General features: G+C 62.1%; 22 protein-coding genes. 16 read left to right on the forward strand and 6 right to left on the reverse strand.

All coding sequences use genetic code 11. The annotated features are described in order from the left end of the window. Window positions 1-3: 3 nt before the first annotated feature. Window positions 4-624: a pyridoxamine 5'-phosphate oxidase gene (gene pdxH / locus CO667_RS16460; RefSeq protein ID WP_097619376.1), complete on the reverse strand. Its 621-nt coding sequence runs from the start codon at window positions 622-624 to the stop codon at window positions 4-6. A 65-nt stretch (window positions 625-689) separates the two neighbouring features. On the opposite strand from pdxH, the gene CO667_RS16465 reads away from it, so the two are divergent. From CO667_RS16465 to CO667_RS16480, 4 genes are all read left to right on the forward strand, one after another. After that, window positions 690-1,148 carry an RT0821/Lpp0805 family surface protein gene (locus tag CO667_RS16465; protein WP_097619377.1) on the forward strand — a complete coding sequence of 153 codons (459 nt, stop codon included), beginning with the start codon at window positions 690-692 and terminating at the stop codon, window positions 1,146-1,148. Between the two features lie 266 nt (window positions 1,149-1,414). After that, window positions 1,415-2,596: a DnaJ C-terminal domain-containing protein gene (locus CO667_RS16470; RefSeq protein ID WP_097619378.1), complete on the forward strand. Its 1,182-nt coding sequence runs from the start codon at window positions 1,415-1,417 to the stop codon at window positions 2,594-2,596. Window positions 2,597-2,718: 122 nt separating this feature from the next. Then, a complete protein-coding gene (fabI, locus tag CO667_RS16475) occupies window positions 2,719-3,537 on the forward strand; it encodes an enoyl-ACP reductase FabI (protein WP_097619379.1) in 819 nt (272 codons plus the stop codon). Between the two features lie 24 nt (window positions 3,538-3,561). Next, window positions 3,562-4,152, forward strand: a complete 591-nt coding sequence (locus CO667_RS16480; protein WP_097619380.1) for a histidine phosphatase family protein — start codon at window positions 3,562-3,564, stop codon at window positions 4,150-4,152. 229 nt (window positions 4,153-4,381) lie between these two features. On the opposite strand, the gene CO667_RS16490 is transcribed toward CO667_RS16480, so the two are convergent. Then, window positions 4,382-4,642, reverse strand: coding sequence for a DUF1344 domain-containing protein (locus tag CO667_RS16490; protein WP_003569889.1), 261 nt, complete (start codon window positions 4,640-4,642; stop codon window positions 4,382-4,384). Window positions 4,643-4,896: 254 nt separating this feature from the next. Here CO667_RS16490 and CO667_RS16495 point away from each other — a divergent pair, with 254 nt between their 5' ends. From CO667_RS16495 to ribB, 3 genes are all read left to right on the forward strand, one after another. Next, window positions 4,897-8,070 carry an EAL domain-containing protein gene (locus tag CO667_RS16495; RefSeq protein ID WP_097619381.1) on the forward strand — a complete coding sequence of 1,058 codons (3,174 nt, stop codon included), beginning with the start codon at window positions 4,897-4,899 and terminating at the stop codon, window positions 8,068-8,070. 184 nt (window positions 8,071-8,254) lie between these two features. Next, window positions 8,255-9,352 carry a chorismate synthase gene (aroC, locus tag CO667_RS16500; RefSeq protein ID WP_097619382.1) on the forward strand — a complete coding sequence of 366 codons (1,098 nt, stop codon included), beginning with the start codon at window positions 8,255-8,257 and terminating at the stop codon, window positions 9,350-9,352. Between the two features lie 10 nt (window positions 9,353-9,362). Next, entirely contained in the window at window positions 9,363-10,466 is a 1,104-nt protein-coding gene (gene ribB, locus CO667_RS16505; RefSeq protein WP_097619383.1) for a 3,4-dihydroxy-2-butanone-4-phosphate synthase, read from the forward strand. A 186-nt stretch (window positions 10,467-10,652) separates the two neighbouring features. Here the strand turns inward: ribB and CO667_RS16510 are convergent, their stop codons facing one another. Beyond that, window positions 10,653-11,843 carry a winged helix-turn-helix domain-containing protein gene (locus CO667_RS16510; protein ID WP_097619384.1) on the reverse strand — a complete coding sequence of 397 codons (1,191 nt, stop codon included), beginning with the start codon at window positions 11,841-11,843 and terminating at the stop codon, window positions 10,653-10,655. A gap of 314 nt (window positions 11,844-12,157) precedes the next feature. On the opposite strand from CO667_RS16510, the gene CO667_RS16515 reads away from it, so the two are divergent. Genes CO667_RS16515 through CO667_RS16525 form a run of 3 tightly spaced genes read left to right on the forward strand, consistent with a single transcriptional unit; the run spans window position 12,158 to window position 14,028 of the window. After that, on the forward strand, window positions 12,158-12,832 hold the full coding sequence (locus CO667_RS16515; RefSeq protein WP_097619439.1) for an ABC transporter ATP-binding protein: 675 nt from the start codon (window positions 12,158-12,160) through the stop codon (window positions 12,830-12,832). Next, window positions 12,832-13,440, forward strand: a complete 609-nt coding sequence (locus CO667_RS16520) for an energy-coupling factor transporter transmembrane protein EcfT (RefSeq protein ID WP_097619385.1) — start codon at window positions 12,832-12,834, stop codon at window positions 13,438-13,440. The genes CO667_RS16515 and CO667_RS16520 overlap by 1 nt, the downstream gene beginning before the upstream one ends. Before the next feature lie 24 nt (window positions 13,441-13,464). After that, entirely contained in the window at window positions 13,465-14,028 is a 564-nt protein-coding gene (locus CO667_RS16525; protein ID WP_097619386.1) for a biotin transporter BioY, read from the forward strand. 199 nt (window positions 14,029-14,227) lie between these two features. Here CO667_RS16525 and CO667_RS16530 read toward each other — a convergent pair whose 3' ends face one another. Further along, a complete protein-coding gene (locus CO667_RS16530) occupies window positions 14,228-15,367 on the reverse strand; it encodes an acyltransferase (RefSeq protein WP_097619387.1) in 1,140 nt (379 codons plus the stop codon). A gap of 667 nt (window positions 15,368-16,034) precedes the next feature. On the opposite strand from CO667_RS16530, the gene CO667_RS16540 reads away from it, so the two are divergent. Further along, a complete protein-coding gene (locus tag CO667_RS16540; RefSeq protein WP_097619389.1) occupies window positions 16,035-16,649 on the forward strand; it encodes a 2'-5' RNA ligase family protein in 615 nt (204 codons plus the stop codon). A gap of 51 nt (window positions 16,650-16,700) precedes the next feature. On the opposite strand, the gene CO667_RS16545 is transcribed toward CO667_RS16540, so the two are convergent. Further along, on the reverse strand, window positions 16,701-17,102 hold the full coding sequence (locus tag CO667_RS16545) for a thioesterase (protein ID WP_097619390.1): 402 nt from the start codon (window positions 17,100-17,102) through the stop codon (window positions 16,701-16,703). Window positions 17,103-17,346: 244 nt separating this feature from the next. Here CO667_RS16545 and CO667_RS16550 point away from each other — a divergent pair, with 244 nt between their 5' ends. The 4 genes from CO667_RS16550 (at window position 17,347) to CO667_RS16565 (ending at window position 20,555) form a co-directional block, all read left to right on the forward strand. Then, window positions 17,347-18,282, forward strand: a complete 936-nt coding sequence (locus CO667_RS16550) for a histone deacetylase family protein (RefSeq protein ID WP_097619391.1) — start codon at window positions 17,347-17,349, stop codon at window positions 18,280-18,282. A gap of 2 nt (window positions 18,283-18,284) precedes the next feature. Beyond that, window positions 18,285-18,536, forward strand: coding sequence for an exodeoxyribonuclease VII small subunit (locus CO667_RS16555; protein WP_039618216.1), 252 nt, complete (start codon window positions 18,285-18,287; stop codon window positions 18,534-18,536). A gap of 86 nt (window positions 18,537-18,622) precedes the next feature. Beyond that, complete coding sequence (locus tag CO667_RS16560; protein ID WP_097619392.1) at window positions 18,623-19,390, forward strand: SDR family oxidoreductase; 768 nt, start codon at window positions 18,623-18,625, stop codon at window positions 19,388-19,390. Between the two features lie 241 nt (window positions 19,391-19,631). Beyond that, window positions 19,632-20,555: a pirin family protein gene (locus CO667_RS16565; RefSeq protein ID WP_097619393.1), complete on the forward strand. Its 924-nt coding sequence runs from the start codon at window positions 19,632-19,634 to the stop codon at window positions 20,553-20,555. Window positions 20,556-20,594: 39 nt separating this feature from the next. On the opposite strand, the gene CO667_RS16570 is transcribed toward CO667_RS16565, so the two are convergent. Next, window positions 20,595-22,574 (reverse strand): phospholipase D-like domain-containing protein, encoded by a 1,980-nt coding sequence (locus CO667_RS16570; protein ID WP_097619440.1) that lies wholly within the window; start codon window positions 22,572-22,574, stop codon window positions 20,595-20,597. Window positions 22,575-22,839: 265 nt separating this feature from the next. Here CO667_RS16570 and dxs point away from each other — a divergent pair, with 265 nt between their 5' ends. Continuing rightward, window positions 22,840-24,756 carry a 1-deoxy-D-xylulose-5-phosphate synthase gene (dxs, locus tag CO667_RS16575; protein WP_097619394.1) on the forward strand — a complete coding sequence of 639 codons (1,917 nt, stop codon included), beginning with the start codon at window positions 22,840-22,842 and terminating at the stop codon, window positions 24,754-24,756. Window positions 24,757-24,858: the final 102 nt, after the last annotated feature.

Here is a 24,858-nt window from a genome sequence, read left to right on the forward strand (position 1 = left end):
CTGTCAGGGATACATCCTGACCTTGTCCCATTCGCCCTGCGGTAAGGGCCGGCGGAATTCGACGCGGTCATGCAGGCGGAATTTCTGGTCTTTCCAGAATTCGATCGAGGTCGGCCGGATGCGAAAGCCCGACCAGTGGGCGGGGCGGGGAATCTCGCCGATGGCGTAACGGGCGGTGTATTCGGCCACGGCTTTCTCGAGCGCGAATCGGCTTTCGAGCGGGCGGGACTGCTTGGAGGCCCAGGCGCCGATGCGGCTGCCGCGCGCCCGCGTCTGGAAATAAGCGTCGGCTTCGGCGTCGGTGACGATTTCGACCGGACCGCGCAGCCTTACCTGGCGGCGCAGGCTTTTCCAGTGGAAGCACATGGCGGCCTTTTTCTGGCCCAGAATTTCACGGCCTTTCTGACTCTCGAAATTGGTGTAGAAGACGAAACCGTCGTCGTCGAATCCCTTCAGGAGAACCATGCGGACATTGGGAAGACCATCCTCGTCGACCGTTGCCAGCGCCACGGCATTCGGGTCGTTGGGTTCGGAGGCCTCGGCTTCTTTCAGCCATTCGGCAAAGAGCTTGAAGGGTTCGCCACTTTCGGTAAAGTCACCGCTTGTTAACTCGTTTGCCGACATATTGGTTCAAATGCCCCGGATTATTCAAAACTCGCCCAGCTTTTGATAACTGGACAGGACGCAGGGTGGAAGTCATAGCAAAGTCAAATCGCCATACAAAGGGCCTGCGGCAACGCAGCAGCGCGTTCTTCGTCATTGGCGTTGCCATGCTTTCGCTTTCCGGCTGCGTCGGCAGCGGCATGGATTTCCTGAGTGAAGCCAAGGTCGACCGGTCGGTGGCAACCGGCACCGTGCCGCAGACGCCGCCGAGCACCGATACGCTTTCCGACGAGATGACGGTGCGCAACGCCGTGACCTCGGCCGACGTGCAAAGGCTCGAAGGCCAGCCGCTTCCCTGGGCGAATGCATCGACGGGCAGTGCCGGCGTCATCGATACGATCGTCGAGAACAATGAGTCGGGCCAGGTCTGCCGCCAGTTCCGCACGACCCGGCATTCCTATGTCGGCATCGCCAAATTCTACGGCAAGACCTGCCTCGTCGGCGGCGGCAACTGGCAGCTTTTGAGCTTCCAGCCCGAGAGCTGATCCCAGCCGGAAGTTCATCCGGCGCGTCAACAGGTTAACACCTGACGGCTTTCTGCCGGATGCTTAGCAAAGAGCTAACCATTTAGGGCAAAACACCCCACATCTCTCCATAGAAATAAGAAGTGATTAGCAACTCCAACGCACGATCGGCGTTGAGAGTGGCTCTCCCTGCCTTTGCGGCGGGTGGCGCCGCACCAGTGATATTGGAGTTTCGGGATGCCGGGCAAGGACGTGGCTTCCCGCATCGCAACACCGGCGGTTTTGACATGCGCGATCCTTACAAAATTCTGGGCGTCAAGCGCGACGCGGCAGCAGACGAGATCAAGGCGGCTTGGCGCAACATGGCCAAATCGGCCCATCCCGACCACAATCAGGGCGACCCGACGGCAACAGCCCGGTTCGCCGAGATCGGCCGTGCCTATGAAACGCTGAAAGACCCGCGCAAACGCAGCCTGTTCGACAATGCCGTACGCATGGCGGAAGCCAAGAAGAACGAACAGACGATCATGCAGCAGCGTCAGGCCGCCCGCGAGGCGGCCGTGCGCGCCAAGGCGGCGCAGGCCAATGCCGAGCGTGTGATGGAAGAGTTGGCGCGTGCTGCCCAGAAGGCCGCCGCCGACGGCTCCAGACAACAGGCGGGATCGGCCGAGCCCGCCGACGAAATGGTCGAGCGCATTTTCGGCGCCCAGGCGCGCGCTGCGGCCGGCGGCCAGGCGCAGGGTCGCGCCCAGCAGGCACAATACCAACAGGCCCAGAATCAGCAGAGCCCGAACCAGCAGGCCCAGTACCAGCAGACGGGCGATACCGCCGAGGCCGACCCCAAGGGCGACGAGGAGACCGGCGAGACCGTCGCGAATGCCGGCGCCAACCTGCCGCTGCCGCTCAGCATCCTGACAAACCTGGTACGCCGTTTCACCGGCGCCAAGGATACCGGTCTCGAAAAAGCACCCGATGAGGTGACGACAGCGACGGTGACGATCGACGACGTGTTGAAGAGCGGCTGGATCACCGCGTCGCTGCCGGAAGGCCGCGAAATCGGCTTCTCCTTGCCGGCGGGCACGACCGACGGTCACGAGATCAGGCTCAAGGGTCAGGGCTTCAAGCTGCCGGGCATGCAGCGGGGCGACGCCGTCATCAACATCCGCATCGCAGCCGATCCGCGCTTCACGGTCGACGGTTTCGATCTGCACGCCGTGCTGCCGCTCAGCATCGAAAATGCCGTGCTCGGCACCGAGGCGCGCATCGACGGACCGAGCGGGCCGCTTGATATCACCATCCCCGCATGGTCGGGCTCGGACAAGACGATCAGAATCCCCGGCCAGGGATTGCCCCGCGAAGAGGGCGGCAGAGGCGATCTCGTCGTCGAATTGCGCATTATCCTGTGGGAAAAACCCGACGATAAAGTCACCGATCTCATGCGGAGCATGCGCGAAGGCCTATTCCTGTGAAATTTTTATGACATTCGCACCCTTTGTTACGATACCTAACAGTTGATGATCCAGGCCAAGCTTGAACCGATTAACGGCCTATGCCATAGGCAGGATCGATCAGAATTCCTAGGGAGCGAAATATGGCTCAAGCATCCGGCCTCATGGCAGGCAAACGCGGCGTCATCATGGGTGTCGCCAACAATCGTTCGATTGCGTGGGGTATTGCCAAGGCCATTCATGCGCAGGGCGGCGAAGTCGCGCTCACCTACCAGGGCGATGCGCTGAAGAAGCGCGTCGAGCCACTCGCCGCCGAAATCGGCGCGACGCTCGTCGGCCACTGTGACGTCGCCGACGAAGACACCATCGACGAGGTTTTCGCCAACGTCGAAAAGCTGTGGGGCAAGATCGATTTCCTCGTGCATGCGATCGGCTTCTCCGACAAGGACGAGCTGACCGGCCGCTATGTCGACACCTCGGCCGACAATTTCGCCAAGACGATGCAGATCTCCGTCTATTCCTTCACCTCGGTCGCACGCCGCGCCGAGAAGCTGATGACGGACGGCGGCGCCATGCTGACGCTGACCTATTACGGCGCCGAAAAGGTGATGCCGAACTATAACGTCATGGGCGTCGCCAAGGCCGCGCTCGAGGCAAGCGTCAAATATCTCGCCGTCGACCTCGGACCGCAGAACATCCGCGTCAACGCCGTCTCGGCCGGGCCGATCAAGACGCTCGCCGCCTCCGGCATCGGCGATTTCCGCTACATTCTGAAGTGGAACGAATACAACGCGCCGCTGCGCCGCACCGTCACCATCGAAGAAGTCGGCGATGTCGGCCTCTATCTCCTGTCGGACCTGTCGCGTTCCGTCACCGGCGAAGTGCACCATGCCGACAGCGGCTATCATGTCATCGGCATGAAGGCGGTCGACGCGCCTGACATTTCGGTCATTAAGGACTAAAGCATTTCGAGTGGGGCTGAGACCGTGCTTATCTACGTGATCAGACACGGCCAGACCGCCTGGAATGCCGAGCGCCGCCTGCAAGGTCAGAAGGATATCCCGATGAATGCCACGGGCCTGGAGCAGGCCCGGCAGAACGGCGTGGCACTTGCCGGGATTCTCGGCGACACAGTCGATGACTTCGATTTCGTCGCCAGCCCGCTCGGCCGCACCCGCGCGACGATGGAAATCATGCGCAACGCCATGGGCCTGCCGCCGCTTGCCTATCGCACCGATCCGCGGCTGGTCGAGATTTCCTTCGGCGACTGGGAAGGCTCGACGCTGAAGGAGCTGAAGGCGACGCAGCGCGAGCGGGTGGCGGAACGCAACGCCTCGAAATGGGATTTCATCCCGCCCGGCGACGATGCGGAAAGCTACGAGATTCTCTCCTGGCGCACCGGCTCATGGCTGCAATCGGTCGATCGCCCGACGGTCTGCGTGACCCATGGCGGCGTCATCCGCACGTTTTTCCAGACGATTTCAGACCTGCCGAAGAGCAGTGCCGCGGAAGGCGCGATCCCGCAGGACCGGATCGCCAGGATCGACACCGATGAGCGGACGATCGTCTGGCTGTAGGCATTGCAGGGCGCCTGCCCTCAGTCTTGGTCGGATTGGGATATGAGTTCGGCCCGGGAGATTACCGGGACCGGCCCCTCATCCGGCTGCCGCCACCTTCTCCCCGCTCGCGGGGCGAAGGGATATGCCGCAACCTCTCCGTCCCCACCGATCTCTCGCATGGCACGTCCCCTCGCCCCGTTTACGGGGAGAGGATTAGGGTGAGGGGCAGCCTTCTCCAGAGTCCTGCCTACTTGACGATATCGAGATCGTTGATGACGCGTTTGCCGTCGACCTCGGTATAGAAGACGATCACCTTCACGCCGGCTTCGAGGCCGTCGAAATTGAATTCCTCCGGCGCCTGATAGGTCTTGCCGTCATCGAGCGTCAGCACGAGATTTGCTGTGTCGACCTTCTTGATCGTCGCCTCGACATCGGCGCTCTCGGCAAAACCGCTCATCGGCGACAGGAAACTTGCTGTTGCCAAAAGCGTGGCGACGACGAAACGCATGGCGACAATCCTTTTGAAACGCTGCACGAGAAGCTGCACGAAAAAATGACTGGCCACAGATAGCCTCCTGAATATGGCGAAAATTGCCCGGAAGAATGGCTTTTCCCGCCCAATTGATGAATAGGATTTTAAATATAATCAAGATGCCGCGTTCACCGCGGTTTTTCCCTTCCCATGATTTTTCGGCATCGCCTGCGGGCAATCGTAAATTAACCCCAGCGCCCTACAGTTGCCCGGAATATGGGGGTTTCATTTTGCTTTCCAGGCTGAGCGACAACAAGCAGTTACGGCGCGTGTTGAAGAATACCCGCGTCTCGTTTCTGGTTTCATCGTTCGTCGCCCTTGTCGTCATTCTGGTCGGCTTCGGCCTCGACCGGGCCAATACTCAATCTTATATGCGCGAACTTCATATCCGCACCGAAAGCGAGGCGAACCTCATCCGCGCCCGGGTCATGGCCGAGATCAACATGGACCTCAGCATCGTCCGCGACCTGACCAACCTGATCTCCGTCAGCCCGGCCAACGGAGAGGAGATAGAGCGGCAGATCAACTGGCTGCTGATCCAGAATCCACCCTTCATCCATATCGCCGTCGCACCCGATTTCATCGTCAGCAACGTCTATCCACCGCAATCCGGCAATGAGCGGATCGGCCGCGACGTGCGCGAAACGCTCCTTTCACGCCAGGCGATGACGCCCGCTGCCGGCGATCAGTCGGCGCGTTTCTATGGCCCGATCGCGACCAACGGCCGCGACGCCTTTGCCATATTCTTCCCGGTTTTCGTCAAGGAGAACGGCCAGCGGCGGGTCTGGGGGGCGGTCGAGCTCGTCATCGACCAGCAGATGTTCTACGAGGCGACGGGGCTGATGCCGGCGCGCGACCGCGAGAACCAGGAACGTTATCCGCATCTCGACCATCTCTCCATCGCCATCCGCGATATCGGCCCGCCGGCAAGGGCCGCGACGAGGGCGCCCTTCTTCGGGTCGTCCGATATCGACGACAAGGATCCGATGCGTCAGAAGATCGGCTTTGCCGGCGGCAAGTGGGAGCTTTCCGTCGTCCCGAACAGCGGTTGGGACGCGATACCGGAAAACCGAACCGAGCTGCGCCTGATCGTCGGTGCCGCCGGCATCATCATCATCGTCCCGATCTTCTTTGCCACGCTGCTGCTCGGCGAGCGCAACCGCAACATCATGGAGTTGGAGACACGCGAGGCGAAACTCAAGGAACTGTCGCAGCGGCTCGATCTGGCGCTGGAATCCTCGAATATCGGCGTCTGGGAGCTGCAGGATCATACGAGCAGCCTGCTCTGGGATGCGCGCGCCGCGGCCCTGCACGGCAAGCCGGCGCAGGAGACAAGCGGGGCGCTCGACGAATGGCTGGCGACGATCCTGCCCGAGGACCGGGACATCGCCGAAGTGCACTTCTTCAGCTGCAGTATCGCCGGCGCTGCCTGTACGGCGCAGTACCGCATCCTGCTTGCCGATGGCGGCATCCGGCATCTCCGCTCGGTCGGCGCCTTCTATACGGATGCCGGCGGCGTCAGCAAGACGATCGGCATCGTCTGGGACGTGACAACGGATGCGGAGACGACCGACACGCTGCGCAAGGCCAGGGATACGAGCGAGGTCAAGAATGCCGAGCTGGAGCTGGCGCTTGAAGAGCTTTCCAGCCGCGAGGCAGAGCTCGCCGAGCTGTCGAGCCGGCTCGACCTCGCGCTCGATTCCTATCAATGCGGCATATGGGAAGCGCGGCCCGGCCGGGGCGGCTCGATCTGGAACGAGCGCATGCACGAGCTCTACGGGCTTACCCCGCGCAACGGATTCATGACCGAGGAGATCTGGCTTGGCTGCATCCACCCGGAGGATCGGGCCTTGGCGCTCGAAAGCGCACGTTACTTCAAGAAGAACGGCGATACGCACACCCTCGTCTGCCGGGTAATAGCAAGCGACGGCCAGGTGCGTTATGTGCGCTCGGTCGGCAAGGTCCACCAGACGGGGACCGGCGAGATGAAAATCATGGGCATCGCCTTCGATGCCACCGAAGACGTGCTGATGACGATCCGGCTGAAGGCGGCCAAGGACGAGGCGGTCGCCAAGAATATCGAGCTCGAGCTTGCCAAGAACAGGATCGAACACAATTCGCTGCATGACCCGCTGACTGCACTCGCCAATCGCCGCAAGCTCGACATTGCGCTTGAAAGCCTCACCCATGACGGCCGCCGGCAGCGGCAGAAATTCTCGATCCTGCACATCGACCTCGACCGCTTCAAGGAAATCAACGACACGCTCGGCCATGCCGCCGGCGACGCGATGCTGGTGCATGCCTCGAAAGTGCTCGCCAGGAACGTCCGCGGCAGCGATCTCGTTGCGCGCATCGGCGGCGACGAGTTCGTCATCCTCGCGCTTGACGTCGGCGACAAGGAGATGGCGGAGCTGTCGACGCGGATCATCGAGGAGATGCGCCAGCCGATCGATTTTCAGGGTTTTTCCTGCCGCTGCGGCGTGTCGATCGGCGTGGCGCTTGCCAACGGTATCCATGTCGATGCGCGCAAGGTGCTGATCAATGCCGATATCGCGCTCTACCGCGCCAAGAGCATGGGCCGCAACCGCTTCGAATTCTTCAATCACAATCTCCAGGCCGATATCATCAACACCAAGCGCACCGCCGACGAGATCCTCGCCGGCATCGACAATGGCGAATTCACCGCCTGGTACCAGCCGCAATTTTCGGCGCGGACGATGGAGCTGACGGGAGTGGAGGCGTTGGTGCGCTGGAAGCATCCCTCCAAGGGGCTGCTCACCCCCGACAAGTTCCTGCGCATCGCCGACGAGATCAATGTCGTGCAGATGCTCGACCGGATCGTGCTGGAAACGGCGCTGCGCGACAAGATGCGCTGGACGGCGCACGGTATTGCCGTGCCCAAGGTCTCGGTCAATGTCTCGGCGCGGCGGCTGCATGACGGCAGCCTGCTGGAATCGCTCGCCGACCTGCATATCCGCCCTGGCGAACTCTCCTTCGAACTGGTGGAATCGATCTTCCTCGATGAGAGTGAGGACGTCGTCTCACACAATCTCGAACGCATCAAGGCGCTCGGCATCGATATCGAGATCGACGATTTCGGCACCGGCCATACTTCGATCGTCAGCCTGCTGAAGCTGAAGCCGAAGCGGCTGAAGATCGACCGTCAGCTGGTGCAGCCGATCGTCAACGCCACGCAGGAGCGCGCGCTGGTCAGCTCGATCATCGAAATCGCCCGCTCGCTCGGCGTCGAGACAGTGGCCGAAGGGGTGGAGACGGCAGCCCATGCCGAACTGCTGCGCGATCTCGGCTGCGATATCCTGCAGGGCTACGCCTTCTCGCGACCTCTCTCCTTCGACGATTTCACCGCAGAAGCAACCGGAACGGGGTGGCGGCTGGCCTCATGACCGCCGCCTTCGAACGGAGGGACGCCGGAATGCACCGCCATCCGGAAACAGCATTTCCGCCGCCGCCGGTTTGACGCAAAGAAAGGCTTTTGCCTCGGCGGTTTTTTGGCCTATGAGTGTCGCGCCTTTTCAAGCAATGGCGCGGCCGGCGGCGACCGGCCCTGGCGCGCCGCCGTGGGAACATATGTCGCACAATACATTCGGTCACCTCTTCCGCGTAACCACCTGGGGCGAAAGCCATGGGCCGGCGCTCGGCTGCGTCGTCGACGGCTGCCCTCCGGGGCTGCGCTTCACGCTTGCCGACCTGCAGGTCTGGCTCGACAAGCGCAAGCCCGGGCAATCCCGCTTCGTGACGCAGCGGCGCGAGGCGGATCTGGTGAAGGTGCTCTCCGGCGTGATGCTCGATGCCGACGGCGAGACGATGACGACAACCGGCACGCCGATCTCCCTGCTGATCGAAAACACCGACCAGCGCTCCAAGGATTACGGCGAGATCGCCCGGCAATACCGTCCCGGCCATGCCGATTATACCTATGACCTCAAATACGGCATTCGCGACTATCGCGGCGGCGGCCGCTCCTCGGCGCGCGAGACTGCGGCGCGGGTTGCGGCCGGCGGCATCGCCCGTCTCGTGGTGCCGGGTGTGACCGTGCGCGGCGCGCTGGTGCAGATCGGCAAGCACAAGATCGACCGCCGCAACTGGGATTGGGACCAGGTCGGGCAGAACCCGTTCTTCTCGCCGGATGCGGCGATCGTGCCGGTCTGGGAGGAATATCTCGACGGCATCCGCAAGACCGGTTCGTCGATCGGCGCCGTCATCGAAGTGATCGCCGAAGGTGTGCCGGCCGGCCTCGGTGCGCCGATCTATGCCAAGCTCGACCAGGATATCGCCTCGCTGCTGATGTCGATCAACGCCGTCAAGGGTGTCGAGATCGGCAATGGTTTTGCCGCCGCCGAAACCTCGGGCGAGGACAATGCCGACGAGATGCGCATGGGCAATGACGGTGTGCCGATCTTCCTTTCCAACAATGCCGGCGGTATTCTCGGCGGTATCTCCACCGGCCAGCCGGTGGTGGCGCGTTTCGCCGTCAAGCCGACCTCGTCGATCCTGACCGAACGGCAGTCGATCGATGCCGACGGCAAGAATGTCGACGTGCGCACCAAGGGCCGACACGACCCCTGCGTCGGCATCCGCGCCGTGCCGATCGGTGAGGCGATGGTCGCCTGCGCCATCGCCGACCATTATCTTCGCGACCGCGGCCAGACCGGCCGTCTGAAATAGGAGCGCCCTCATGTCTTATGATCAGAAGCGCGTCGTCGACGCCATCAGGGCCTTCGAGGCCGGCGAGATCGTCGTCGTCATGGACGACAATGACCGCGAGAACGAGGGCGACCTGATCGTCGCCGCCGTCCACACCACGCCGGAGAAGATGGCCTTCATCGTGCGCCACACATCCGGCATCGTCTGCGCGCCGATGCCGAAGGAAGAGGCCAAGCGCCTCAACCTCAACGCCATGGTGGCGGAAAACGATTCGGCCCATGCGACGGCTTTCACCGTCTCGGTCGATTTCAAGCACGGCACGACGACCGGCATCTCCGCCGACGACCGGACGCTGACGGTGCGCAACCTCGCCAATCCGAATGTCGGCGCCGCCGATTTCGTCCGCCCCGGCCACATCTTCCCGCTGGTGTCCCGGGAAGGCGGCGTGCTGATGCGCTCCGGTCATACCGAAGCCGCCGTCGACCTCTGCAAGCTTGCCGGCCTGCCGCCGATCGGCGTCATCTCCGAACTCGTCAACGACGACGGCACGGTGACGCGCGGCCCGCAGGTGGTCGATTTCGCCGAACAGCACGGGCTGAAGCTCGTCTCCGTCGCCGATCTCATCGCCTATCGCCAGCGCAAGGAAACGCTGATCGAACTCGGCACCAGCTTCGACGTCGACACGCCGTTCGGCAAGGCCAAGGCCCATACCTATTCCCTGCCCTGGGACCCGATGCAGCATCTCGCCGTCGTCTTCGGCGACATCCGCGACGGCGTCGACATCCCGGTGCGCCTGCATCCGGAAAATGTCGCCGAGGATCTCTTCGGCAAAAACAGCCCGGTCGATTTCTACATGAAGAAGATTTCCGAGGAAGGCCGCGGCGTCATCGTCTATCTGCGCGAGGGCTCGGTCGGTGTCGGCCACACCGACAACGGCCGCAAGGCCCGCAACCAGGGCCGCGAAGCCCATGCCGAAGCGCAGACGCGCGACAGCGAATGGCTGGAAATCGGCCTCGGCGCCCAGATCCTTAGGGATCTCGGCGTCAGCTCGATCAAGCTGCTGACCAGCCGCGAACGCCACTATGTCGGCCTGGAAGGTTTTGGCATCAAGATCAGCAAGACGGAGATCTGCTGAAGGGAGGTTCTCTCCTCCCTCATTCCTGTGCTCGTCACAGGAATCCAGCCACCGCGCGTCTGCGCGGTGAATGACTCAATGCGAGTTTGGAGAAGAGTCTCCCGCACCCAAGGACTTGGGTGCGCTGGATCCCTGTGACAAGCACAGGGATGAGGAGTGCATGATGAGGCACAGAAGGTAATTCGACTACCCTCTCCATCCGTCGAGCAACACCACCTTCTCCACACCCGCAAACCGCGCAACCCGATCCAACTCCGCCTCCAGCCGCTCCAACCGCCCGGCCGAAGGTTTCACGCCCGGTTCCAGCCAGAGCCGTTTAACATCGAGCGTCGATTTCTTCCGGTCCGCCTTCATGTCGATGCGGCCGATCAGCCGGTCGCCTTCGAGCAGCGGGAAGACGTAATAGCCGTATTCGCGTTTCGGCTCGGGCACAAAAATCTCGATGCGGTAGAAGAAGCCGAACAGGCGTTCGGTGCGGTTGCGGTCGCGGATCATCGGGTCGAAGGGGCTGAGCACGCGGATGCGCGGCGGCGCGCCGGGGTAGTCGTCGAGGGTCGAAAGGAAATCGGCAAAGGCCCAGGAGGGCCGCGGCTTGGCCCCGAGCGCCGGTTCGATCAGCACTTCGATCAGTTCGTCGCGATGGGCTGAGACCCAGGCCTTGGCCTCATCGGGCGAGACCAGGTTCCAGAAGGCCGATATTTCGCCATGGGTGGCAAAGCCGAGGCGGGCGAGCGCGCTGCGGCAGGCCCAGTCGATAAATTCTTCGCGGCTCACCTCCGACTGGCGGAACTCGGCCGGGACGACGCGCTCCGTCAGATCGTAGATCTTCTGGAAGTTCGAGCGGCCGGCGATGGCGAACTTGCCGGTGTGCCAGAAATATTCGAGCGCCGTCTTGTTGGGGTGCCAGTTCCACCAGCCGCCGGAGACGTGGCCGTCGGCCTTGATGTCGCGCGCCAGGATCGCGCCATCGCGCTCGACGCGCTCATAGGTCTCCGCGAAAGCCGCCTCGAAACCCTCGCCACGCCATTTGCGCCAGCGTTCGACGATCACCTTCTCCTGATGGCGGAACTTGTGCTTCCAATAGACGAAGAAGGCGCTCGGCAGGATGGAGGCATCATGCGTCCAGTGCTCGAACAGGGCGCCATCCTTTTCGAGCAGCGCGACGAGGTGCTCGCGCCTGTAGGTCTGGTTGCGGGAAAACAGGATCTGATGATGCGCCCGCTCCACCGTCTGGATGCTGTCCACCTGGACAAAACCCAGCTCATGGATGAGCTGCAGCAGGCCGGCCTTGGTCAAGGCGCGGTTCGGTGGAGCGCTGAGGCCCTGCTTGGCAAGAAAGACACGGCGGGCGTCGGAATTGGAAAGCAGATTCGTCATGCCCCATCATAATCCGGAAAATCTTCCTAGCCACCCGATATCGTGATCGGATATCGACAGCGAGATTTGCGCTTTCATCATCCTTGATTCCCCGTGTAGAAGCACTGCTGTCAGGTTGGCGCCGAGCGGCTGCCCCTCACCCTAACCCTCTCCCCGTTCTGACGGGGAGAGGGGACGTGCCTTGCGAGAGGTTGGCGGGGGAACGGAGAGGTCGCGGCATGGTCCCCTTCGCCCCGTTTACGGGGAGAAGGTGCCGGCAGCCGGATGAGGGGCCGGCATCGGCAATGTCCTCCGAAAAAATGCGAGGAATGGGTTTGGACATACAATTCGAAGGTGCCGGGGTCAATTTCGGGGCGCGGGTGGCGCTGCAGCCGTTGACGCTCGGGATCAATGGCAAACGCATCGGCGTCATCGGGCTCAACGGCTCGGGCAAGACGACGTTCGCCCGGCTGATCAATGGATTGACCAAACCGTCGATCGGCCGCGTCAGCGTCAACGGCCGCGATACGAGCGATGAGAAAGCTGCCATGGCCGATGTCGGCTTCATCTTCCAGTCGCCGCAGAACCAGATCATCCTGCCGATCGTCAGGGACGACATCGCCTTCGGGCTGAAGCGGCGCGGCTTCACCAAGGCCGAGATCGAGGCGAAGGTCGAGGCCGTGCTGGCCCGTTTCGGCGCCGAGGCGCTGGCCGATCGGCGGGCGCATGAGCTTTCCGGCGGCGAATTGCAGGTGGCCGCCCTCTGCTCGGTGCTGGCGACGGGGCCAGGCATTCTCATCCTCGACGAACCCACAAACCAGCTCGACCTCAAGAACCGGGCGCTGGTCGAGGGGATTATCGCCGGACTTGACGAAAGCGCCATCGTCATCACCCATGATCTGGAACTAATCGCCGGTTTCGAGCGGGTGCTGCTGTTTCATGAAGGCCGGCTTGCCGCGGATGCGCCGGCTGCCGAAGCGATCGCGCGCTACAGGGAGATCGCCGCCTGATGCAGTCGCTCTATGTCGAAGGCAACAGCGTGATGCACCGGCTCTCGCCGCGGCTGAAATTGTTGTCGCTGACGGCCTTCGGCATCCTCCTGTTCATCAGCGATAACCTCGCGCTGCTTTCGAGCGCCGTGCTGCTGACGGCGGTTCTCTACCGCATGGTCGGCCTGCCGCTCGGCGAGGCGCTCAGGCGGCTGCGGCCGATCTTCCTGACGATTGCGGTCGTGGCGCTCTTCAATCTGATCTTCAATCCCTGGCAGGCAGCACTGGTGCCGCTGCTGCGGCTGACGGCGCTGATGCTGCTCGCCGCCGCCGTGACGGCGACGACGTCGATCACTCAGTTCATCGACGAGGTGACCGCACTTGCCCGCCCGCTCGAACGCACCGGCTGGGTGCAGGCCGACGATATCGGCCTGGCGCTCGGGCTGGTGCTGCGCTTCGTGCCTGAGATTGTCGGCCGTTATCAGGCGATCCGCGAGGCGCATCGGGCGCGCGGGCTGAAGGTCCGGCCGATAACGCTGCTTGCGCCGCTGATCATTCTGACGCTCAGGGATGCGGATAATATCGCCGCGGCGATTGACGCGCGCGGCATTCGGCGGCATGTGAGTTAAAGATTAATAAACACGGAATTGATGATGAGCACTCGCGACCTCGTTCTTACCGCCCTCTTTGCCGCGATCATCGTGGCGCTCGGCCTGCTGCCGCCGATTTACCTCGGCTTCATTCCGGTGCCGATCACCGCGCAATCGCTCGGCGTCATGATGGCCGGCGTCGTGCTCGGCGCCCGGCGCGGCCCGATTGCCGTGCTGATCGTGCTGGTGCTGGTCGCAATCGGCCTGCCGGTACTGTCCGGCGGCCGCGGCGGCCTTGCCATCTTCGCGTCGCCGACGGCCGGCTTCCTCGTCGGCTGGATCTTTGCCGCCTTCGTCACCGGCTATCTCAGCGAGCGGCTGGTCAACGATCGGCAATCCGGCCTGGTGCAGACGGTGAGCTTCTTTCTCACCGCCATGGCCGGCGGCATCGTCGTGCTCTACGCCTTCGGCATCACTTACCTCGCGACCGCCGCCGGCATGGGTTTCCAGAACGCCTTCGTCAGCTCGATGGCCTTCATCCCCGGCGATGTGATCAAGGCTTTCGTCGCCGCCCTCCTCGGCCGCGCCGTCATGGTCGGCTATCCCCTGCTGCCGGTGCGCGCGTAGGCGCATAGGCCGGGCCTCACAGAGCAAATGCCACAATGGCCGCCTTCCACCCGAAGGCGGCCATTGTACGTTGGCGGCTGCCGCCAACCCGTCCAGCCATGGGTGATGAAATCGCAGCACCGTTGCTCTTCCCGCCGATCGCTCCCTCAACCTCCGTCATTCCAGGCCTTGAGCCTGGAATCCAGGCATGCACCGGCACCTAGACCCGAGACGCCTTCGTCTGAAAACCGGCAGCGCGTCGTCCCAGCCGATCGAAGACCAATCGCAAAATGCTGCGGATCGGCGGCTCTCCCCATTTGCACACTGCCAACGCCATCGCGCAGACGATCGCAACGGCCAAAGCCAGCGCCAGCAGCGGTGCCATCCTCAGAGCGGTCAGCCAATCGAGAAGTTGGACGCCGATCGCGAAATGCAGGAGATAGAGCGGGTAGGTCATCGAGCCGAGGGTTTTGACCGATTGAAGCAAGGCGGCCGGCAGACGACTGATCTGCTTGGCATAGGTCACGCTTGCAACGATCGATATCAGCCCCGCCACCCAAATCGAGAGTGCGGGAAAGGGCGAGAAGGAATGACCGGCTGCGGCGAGAGTGCGGTCGCTGGTATTTTCGCCCGCCATATATATCTGCGCAGCCCCGGTCACCAAGGCGCAGATCAAACCCACCCAGGAAATTCGGCTCATCCGGCCTAGAGACAAAAGCCATATGTAGATGCCGATGGCAAATTGGCAGCCATAATAAAAGGGGATGGCCCGCCAGGCGGTCTCCGTGAATATGGTCAGACCGTCTGAATCGGGAAAGGCGTTTAACAGGGCAATGAAAGCGGTACTCGCCATCGACAGGCCGAGCGCCAGGGCAGGCAACCTCGTCTTCTGACCGGTCGCACACATGATGAAGACAAGCGCGTAAAAGCAGATCTCACACGCCAAGGTCCAATACTGACCGTCGATCCATGGCCCGCCCGGATAGAGGGTGATCGACCGCAGATAGTTCTTGATGATGCGTCTGTTGACGTCTTGCGTTGCGATGACGATCAGCGTCAGTGACGCACAAATCCATACCGCCGGATACAACCGCAGAATTCGCCCCTTGAGAAACGACAGTGCGCTGGCGGAAGCGGCAGAATTGACGATGACGAGCCCTGATATGACGAAGAACAATTCGACGCCGACCCATCCAGGTTGGGCGACATTCTCAATCGTGGGCATTCTGTACGGCCTGAGATATAAGGGCGAAGCCCAGGAAGCAAATCCAAGATGAAATATCGTTACCATCAACGCGCACACAAATCGTAGCGCGTCGATACCGTAAATATACGGGCTGCCGACGTGAGATTTTACCATAACGATTTCCCCCAAAACCCAGTCCACCACTACCTGGACTTGGATATTGCTACAGGATACTCGCAGTTGGCGTAGGAATTATGATTGTGGGGTCAGCTCGTCCATTTGCCCGGCAGATAGCTTTCGCCAGCCCGGTCTATTGCCGTCACGACCCGGCCCGGAATCCGGGCAACAAAAAACCGCCTTGAGGCGGTCGGGCATTCTATCGATTTCAGTTTGATTCAGTCTCCTCCTCCACCATCTCCACCCCCGCCGTCACAATCGCCTGAGGCGTCGAACCAGCCTCCCCCACCGTCGCCAGAGCCCCCCGAATTGCCCCACCTGCGCCTGGTGTTTGCGGCGGTCTGGGTGGCAGCGCTTCTTTCTGCCCTTGCGATCAGCGCAAAAAGCAGTGCAAAGCCTCCAACGAGCGCGGTAGCCACAAGAAATGTCTCCAATCGGTATCCTTTCGTTGTTTCGGGAAATCTTGTTTCCCGACTAAAATAGTAGATTATTTTCCCGCTCCCGGACATAGCCTGAATATGAAACTTTCATGACATTCTGGATCACGTCAAAACGGGGCCTCGTGCGGCCATTGGCGAGCGGTTTCATGATGTGATAGCAAGACAACGGGTTGCTCGCCCTTGCTACGGCGTGCCTGTGCAGGGTGGTGAAAGGACATGCTGCTTTGCTCCGCACGAAGATCGACACGCTGTGGTTCAAGCGGTGCTGTGCGTTTCACCTGCAGTTCCTTCCCGATCGCGAGACACTGTCAAAGCTCTGCGATTTGCAGGACAGTATCTCGCGACACAGCGCGTCACCGCTCTCGCGCGTCCCGGCAACAAGCCTGCACATGACGATCGTCACTCTCGTTAACGCCGCGACCCAAGTCAGTCTTCCAAACGACGAGGTCTGGAAGTTGAACAGGGAGAGATGGAAGGAGAGCGTGGAGAGATTGGTCGAGGAGACGTCGCCGTTTGACCTCCATTTTCATGAGGTGGCAGCCTCAGAAGCCGCTGTCTTCGTAAAAGCAGAGGAGCCGCCTCAATTGCGCAGGCTGCGCTCGGCCATTTCAGATACCATCTGCTTCGAAGATTGGCGTCCAACCCCACCCCGAATAGCGCACATTACTCTGTTCAGGTTTTTTGCCGAAGAACGGCTGCCGCCGGTCAACTTCGACACGGGTCTTTTGCCCATAGGCGTGAAGGTTGGATCCCTTCAATTGCTGGAGGAGCGAATTTATCCGAACGTCGAGATCACCCTGCTCGGCGAGCCGCGTCTCCAGGGCAAAAGCACGGAATAACAATCCCGACGGGCGCCTGCTCTGGCCTGCTGATCATCGGGGAGACAGGTATTAATCCAAAAACCGATAAAGCCAGTCGCGCGTTTCCTCCGGCAACGAGGCGGGCGACTGGTCTTCGGGCGCGTGGGCCTGCCAGATGATTTCCACCTCGGCGGCGCGCTCGTCGCCGGTCTCGACCGCAATAAGGAAGCCAATGGAGCGGACGCCGATCTTGTCGACGGTGGCGGTGAAGGTTACCGGCTCGTCATAGTGCAGCGGACGGTGCAGCATGCAGGAAACCTTGCTGGGGCTATAGACCGGTTCGTCATCGACATCGGGCCGCGACGACCAGAAGGTTGCAAGCACGGATTCGGCATAAGAAATATAGGAGGCCAGAAACATCCGGCCGTTCATATCGACATCGCGAAACGGCACGCGCATGTCCGTCACATCAGGACGCTTCGACTGACTCATCAACGCAACTGCCTTACAAAATTCCCCCATGGACGACAATACTGCATAATTCCTTGGATCGAAACCGATTTAAAGACAAAATTATGCAACAGTTCAAAGTGTTACAGCGTCCTCGAAGTAAACGGCGCGAAGACCCGATGATGCAGCGCACGGTCGGACGGCGCGACAAGAGTGCTTGTTGAAATCGTCGGGCAATGCCCCATCTGCTGTGGCACATGACATAAGCGACCGATAGAGTGTCTCCATGAGCACCCGTCTTTATGAACATCCGATCTTCCTGGAACACGTGACGCCCGCCGGCCATCCGGAGCGATCGGACAGGATCCGCGCCATCAATGTCGCGCTGGAACATCCGAATTTCGAGCGGCTGGAGCGCCGGCAGGCGCCGCAGGCGAGCGAGGATGCGGTGCTGCTGGCCCATCCGGAGGAACATCTCATCGCCGTGATGCGGGAGATCCCCGAGGAAGAGGATGAGATCAACCAGCTCGAAGCCGATACCTATGCCAGCGCCAAAAGCCTGCAGGCGGCGCTGACCGGCATCGGCGGGGCGATGGCCGCCGTCGACGACGTCTTTACCGGCCGGGCCGACAATGTCTTCGTCGCCGCCCGCCCGCCCGGGCACCATGCCGAGAAGATGACGGCGATGGGCTTCTGCTTCTTCAACAATGCGGCGATCGCCGCCCGCCACGCGCAGAAGATCCATGGCGCCGAGCGCGTCGCCATCGTCGACTGGGACGTGCATCACGGCAACGGTACCCAGGATATCTTCTGGGACGATGCCTCGGTGCTGTTCTGCTCGACGCATCAGATGCCGCTCTATCCCGGCAGCGGCGCCAAGGACGAGAAGGGCAAACACAACACCATCGTCAATGCGCCGCTGTCGCCGAATGTCGGAAGCGACCATTTCCGCGAGGCGTTCAAATCGCGGGTGCTGCCGGCGCTGGACGATTTCCGGCCGGATCTGATCATCATCTCGGCCGGCTTCGATGCGCATCACCGCGATCCGCTGGCGCAGATCAATCTGACCGGCGAGGATTTCGACTGGGCGACCGGGCGCGTGCTCGAGCTCGCCGACCGGCACGCCAAGAACCGGGTCGTCAGCCTGCTCGAAGGCGGTTATGATCTCGAGGGACTCGCCGAATCGGCGGGCATGCATATTCTGAGAATGATGAAGGGTTGAGAATGACTGACAGCGCTAAGCCGGAGGTGTCCGGCCTTTCCTTCGAAAAGGCGGTTGCCGAACTCGAAAGCATCGTCGCCCGGCTGGAACGCGGCGATGTGGCGTTGGATGAATCGATCGAGATCTATGAGCGCGGCGAAGCGCTGAAGAAACATTGCGAGACGCTGCTTTCGGCTGCCGAAAACCGCATCGAGAAGATCCGGCTCGACCGCGCCGGCAGGCCGCAGGGCGTCGAGCCGCTCGACGGCGCCTGAGGCGTACCGAACTCCCTTTTAAGGCGCTTGGCGATCGGCTTCAGACCGATCTATGATCCCCCGGCAAAACAATGAGGGGACAGACAATGACGGACAGATTGAAGGGCAAGGTCGCCATTATCTCGGGCGGCGCGACCGGCATGGGTGGTGCCGCCTCGAAGCTTTTTGCGGCTGAGGGCGCGCGGATCGCGATCATCGACCGCAATGGCGATGCAGCGGCTGAGACCGTCAAAGCGATCCGTGATGTCGGCGGCGAGGCCGAATATTGGACGGCCGACGTTTCCGACGAAGCCGCCGTCAATGCCGCCGTCGCCGGTGTGGAAGAGCGCTACGGGGCCGTCACCGTGCTCTTCAATCACGCCGGCACGATCGTCATCAAACCCTTCCTGGAAACGACGCTGCAGGAATGGGACTGGCTGCACGCCGTCAATGTGCGCTCGATGTTCCTGATGACCAAGGCCGTGTTGCCGAAGATGATTGCGAGCGGCGGCGGATCGATCGTCTGCACCTCGTCGATCTCGGCGGTCGCCGCCACGCCGATGGAAGTGCTTTACGACACCACCAAGGGCGCGGTGCATATGTTTGCCCGCGCCATCGCGGTGGAATTCCGCGATCGCAACATCCGCTGCAATGCCGTCTGTCCCGGCTTCATCCGCACGCCGCACGGCCTGCGCGAGGTGGCCGACCTGCAGGCGCTCGGCGTCGATGTCTCGGATGCCGCCATTGCCGCCCAGCAGGGGCGGATCGGCGAGCCGGAGGACGTGGCGCGCGCCGCGCTCTATCTCGCCAGCGACGAGTCGAATTTCGTCAATGGCGCCCATCTCTTCGTCGATAACGGCTTCACGGCGATCTGAGCCGGACCTTTTAAAGTGATAGCGCGTCCGTTGGACGTGCGGCACGCTTTCACGTGCTGGAGCGTCCTTAGCGCGTCCGATTGGACGCGCGGCGCGCTTTTACGTGCTGGAGCGTCCTTAGCGCGTCCGATTGGACGTGCGGCGCGCTTTTAAGTGCTGGAGCGTCCTTAGCGCGTCCGATTGGACGCGCGGCGCTCCAGGCACTATCTGTGCATGGAGCCTTTGCGATCGGAGATCCCTGATGTCCTTCTTTCCCGGTAAAGATCCCCTGCCCGGCGATGCCTTCGCCTGTGATGCGATCGAGAACCTGATCATTCCGCGCACCAGCGATATCGGCGGTTTTCAGGTGCGGCGTGCGCTGCCGAGCCGGCAGCGGCGGCTCGTCGGGCCATTCATCTTCTTCGACCGCATGGGGCCGGCGATCCTCAAGCCGGATGAGGCGCTCGACGTCAAGCCGCATCCGCATATCGGGCTGTCGACGGTGACCTATCTGTTCGACGGCGAGATCCGCCATCGCGACAGCCTCGGCACCGAGAAGGTCATTCGCCCCGGCGATATCAACCTGATGACGGCAGGCCGCGGCATCGTGCATTCCGAGCGCACGCCGGACAATCTGCGCGGCCATCCGCTGCTGATGTCGGGGCTGCAGACCTGGCTGGCGCTGCCCGACGAGAAGGAGGAGATCGATCCCTCCTTCGCCCATACCGAAAAGTCTGAGATGCCGCTGATCGAGACGACAGGCGTGCGCGGGCGTGTGGTCATTGGCTCGTTCGAAGGCATGACGTCGCCGGTCGGGGTTTTCTCCGACACGCTTTATGTCGATCTCGACCTGCAGCCCGGCGCCAAATTTCCCTTCGGCGCGGCCCATGAGGAGCGCGCCGTCTACGTGCTCTCGGGCGAGGTGGTGATCGCAGGCGACCGTTTTGCCGCCGACCAGCTTTTGGTCTTCCGGCCGGGCGATGCGATCACGCTGGAAGCCGGCCGCGACGGCTGTCACCTGATGCTGTTCGGCGGCGCGGCGCTCAATTCAAAACGCTATATCTGGTGGAATTTCGTGTCTTCCTCGAAGGAGCGGATCGAAAAAGCCAAGGAGGAATGGCGTACCGGCCGCTTCGATATCGTTCCCGGCGACGAAGAGGAATTCGTGCCGTTGCCGGAAGGCTGACGGCAGCGCGATGCGCCGCCGGCAACCTCTCCCGGAATTTCAACCCTTTGCGAAATATCGCGTCAACGCACCCTTCGTGCGGTTGACGTAGCCGTCCTGCCAGCTGTCGTCGCCGCTGAGGAAGCCAGACCAGCCCTTCTTGCCCTGACGCTTCAGCTCCGCCTCGACGGCACGGAAACGGTAGTGATCGTAGACGTCGAGGATGTGGACCGCGTAGGCTTCGGCGAGCGCGCGGTCGCCTTTGACGATCAGCATGTTCTCATCATTGGCGTAAGAGGCCTTGAAGCCGAGATTGTGGCTGCCGAGGACGACGACGCACTCGTCCGACAAGGGATCGACGACCAGCACCTTGTCGTGAATGATGGCGCCGACCTTCTTGGCCGTCAGTTCCTCCGCGCCGAAATCCGCCAAGAGCTGACGGTCGTCGATGCGTGAGGCCCGGACGATCGAGACATTGGCCTCGTCGAACGTGTGGGGTGAGACGGCGTCGACGTCGTCGTCCTCGTCGTCGGGATCGTTCTTCTTGCCGGCGACATAGTTGGGCATGGCCTGCGGGCTTGAAACGGCGCCGGTGACGATCAGCTTCTGATCCTTGAGGCCGATATCGATCGCCTCGCCGACGATGCAGTCCCTGCCCGACTGGCCGGGATAGAAGGCCAGAAACAGCACGGCGTGCTCGGCACGGCGCATCAGCCGGTAGACCTCGCGAAGGTCGGGCGGCGTCGCCTTGCCCTTCTTGCGGCTCTGCATGTTCGGCGAAAACCACGCTTCGACCGAAGCGCCATTGCCGGTGGGCACAATGGACGGCGTCTCGTTCGAGTGCCGGAACGCCTTGCTCTGCTGGTTGTCGGGCATGCCGTCATCGAATTCGACAGGCGCTTCCAGCGTCGCATTGTCTTCCAGCATTCGCTCCCAATAGGAAACATAGACGGCGGCGACCGCGTCGTTCCTGACGATCAGCGCATTGTTGGATTGGCCGGCAAGGCCGGTGGCCGTCCAGTTGGTGCTGCCGGTGAAGACGCTGCGATCAGCGCCGCCGGGCGGAATATGGACGACGAACTTGTTGTGGCCGATCTGACTCGAATTGTTGAACATCCGGTGGTGAATCTCGACACCGGCATCGATCAGCGCCTGGCGTGCATGAGCATTGCGCACATCCCAATCGTCTCCGACCTTTCCGGTGTTGGCGAGGATGATGCGCAGCTTGTCCTTGTTGGCAAGCAGCAGCTCCAGCAATTCCTTGTCCTCCAGCTCGTAGAGGGCGACAAGGAAGCGGCCGGGCGCGTTCATGAAATCCCTGAGCATGGGAATGACATCGCCGGCAAGATATTTGCGGATGCCGTTCGACGGTGTGGAAATCATCTCGATCAGCTCGTTCGGCTGTTTCACGCCGTCCTCCAACAGCACGTTTCGCAGCCACTGGGCGGCGAGAATGCCGTTGGTGAAGGTGGAGTCGAACTGGCCCCGCTTGCGCGTCACATGCACCGGATTGGTGGCGACAGCCGGCCCGAGATAACCGAGCGGCCGCGGCGGCCCCTCATAAGCCTTGACGGCGATTTTCTCGTAGGTGTTGTCGGCCTTCTTGATCGGCCTGCCATTCTCATCCCGCTTGTTGATCTCGACGAGCTGCGGCGTCGGATCGGGCGCGGCCGTCATGCCGGGCTTCAGGTCGCCGAGCGAGCGGACCTCGTAACGGACGTGGACCTCATCGGGCCGCCGTCTCATTTCGTTGCGCCGCTTGCGCAGCGTCAGGTCGCGCCAGGACAGCTTCTGCACCGGCCAGAGCGAGGTGGTTTGCGGCAGCCAATGCGGATTGCGCTGCCCCTTGAACGCGACCCAGGCGGCGCAGGTCACACGATCCTCGCTGCCATCGAGCCTTTTCGCCACGTTCCCCTGGTCGTCGAGATAGACACGGACGACTTCGAACCCAAGGCATCCGTCGATCTTGGCATCTATATCCCAGGCCACATAGGCGACCTCGTTGTTCACATAGGTATGCGCTGCAACAATCGTTCCCATGCTCTGCTCCCCCAGCCAGAGCGGCCACATTGCTACCATTCCGTGTCATATTCAAGCTGTTCGCCAGCTCTTCGCGCGTTCGATCGCCCGAGCAAAATCAGGCGAGTGCAACGCACAGAAATAGAAAGTGATATCTTCCGAAACCGCTCACACTTTTTTCCGCCATGCTCTAAGGTGAAAACCTTCGGTTCCTGAAATGCACTTGTTTTGCCCCGATCTAATCGAATAAAGCGGAACAAGGAAAAGCAAGAAAGAGCGCCCGCCCGTGACACAACTGCCGAAGACCCCCCTGCTCGACCAGGTCATTTACCCCGCCGACCTGCGCAAGCTCGAGGATCGCGATCTGCCGCAGCTTGCCCGCGAAGTCCGGGACGAAATGATCGATGCGGTGTCGCGCACCGGCGGTCATCTCGGCGCCGGTCTCGGCGTGGTCGAATTGACGATCGCCATCCACAGCGTCTTCGACACGCCCGAGGATCGGCTGATCTTCGATGTCGGCCATCAATGTTATCCGCACAAGATCCTGACCGGCCGGCGCGACCGCATCCGCACGCTGCGCCAGGAAGACGGGCTGTCCGGCTTCACCCGCCGGGCCGAGAGCGAATACGATCCCTTCGGGGCGGCGCATTCCTCGACCTCGATCTCGGCCGGCCTCGGCATGGCGATTGCCGCCGATCTCGACAAGACAGACCGCCGCGTCATCGCCGTCATCGGCGACGGGGCGATGTCGGCCGGCATGGCCTATGAGGCGCTGAACAATGCCGGCGCGCTCGATGCCCGGCTGATCGTCATCCTCAACGACAACGACATGTCGATCGCGCCGCCGACCGGCGCCATGAGCGCCTATCTCGCCCGCCTCGCCTCCGGCCGCACCTATATGGGCTTCCGCGATCTCGGCAAGAAGCTGACGGCCTATCTCGGCAAGAACATCGACCGGGCGATCACCCGCGCCGTCGAACATGCCCGCGGTTACGTTACCGGCGGCACGATGTTCGAGGAGATGGGCTTTTATCATATCGGGCCGATCGACGGGCATTCCTTCGATCACCTGCTGCCGGTCCTGCGCAACGTCCGCGACAATGGCCGCGGCCCGGTGCTAATCCATGTCGTCACTCAGAAGGGCAAGGGCTATCCGCCGGCGGAAGCCGCGGCCGACAAATATCACGGCGTCAACAAGTTCGACGTCATCACCGGCGCCCAGGCCAGGGTCAAGCCGAATGCGCCGAGCTATACCAGCGTCTTTGCCGAAGCGCTGGTGCAGGAAGCTGCCCTCGACGACAAGATCGTCGGCATCACCGCCGCCATGCCGAATGGTACCGGCCTCGACAAGCTCGCCGAAGCCTTTCCGTCGCGCTGTTTCGATGTCGGCATCGCCGAACAGCATGCCGTGACTTTCGCCGCCGGCCTCGCGGCGGAAGGCTACAAGCCGTTCGCGGCGCTTTATTCCACCTTCCTGCAGCGCGCCTACGACCAGGTCGTCCACGACGTGGCGATCCAGGGACTGCCGGTGCGTTTCCCGATCGACCGTGCCGGCTTCGTCGGCGCCGACGGGCCGACGCATGCCGGCTCCTTCGACACCGCCTTCCTCACCACCCTGCCCGGCTTCGTGGTGATGGCGGCGGCCGACGAGGCCGAACTCAAGCATATGGTGCGCACGGCTGTGGCCTATGACGCCGGGCCGATCTCGTTCCGCTATCCGCGCGGCGAAGGCGTCGGCGTCGACATGCCGGTACGCGGCGAAATCCTGCAGATCGGCAAGGGCCGCATCGTCAAGGAAGGCACCAAGGTGGCGCTGCTCTCCTTTGGCACAAGGCTGGCCGATTGTCTGCTGGCCGCCGAGGATCTCGATGCCGCCGGGCTGTCGACGACGGTCGCCGATGCGCGCTTCGCCAAGCCGCTCGACCACGACCTGATCCGCCAGCTCGCCCGCCACCACGAGATGGTCATCACCGTCGAGGAAGGCTCGATCGGCGGTTTCGGCAGCCAGGTGATGCAGTATCTTTCGAGCGAAGGCCTGCTCGACAACGGCCTGAAGATCCGCTCGCTCGTGATGCCCGACATCTGGATGGAGCAGGCGAAACCGGAAGCGATGAACGCCCATGCGGGGCTCGACCGCGCGGGCATCGTCTCGACGGTATTCAAGGCGCTGGGGCGTGGGGTTGCGGTTGGGGTTGCTGGGTAGGATTGTGAGGGTGCGCCGTGTGGCCCCCTCATCTGCCTGCCGGCACCTTCTCCCCGCTGGGGAGAAGAGATTTGCGGCAACCTCTCGATTCCCTCTTCTCCC

It is taken from the genome of Rhizobium sp. L43 (assembly GCF_002531725.1).
In the GTDB taxonomy this organism is placed as follows: Bacteria; Pseudomonadota; Alphaproteobacteria; order Rhizobiales; family Rhizobiaceae; genus Rhizobium.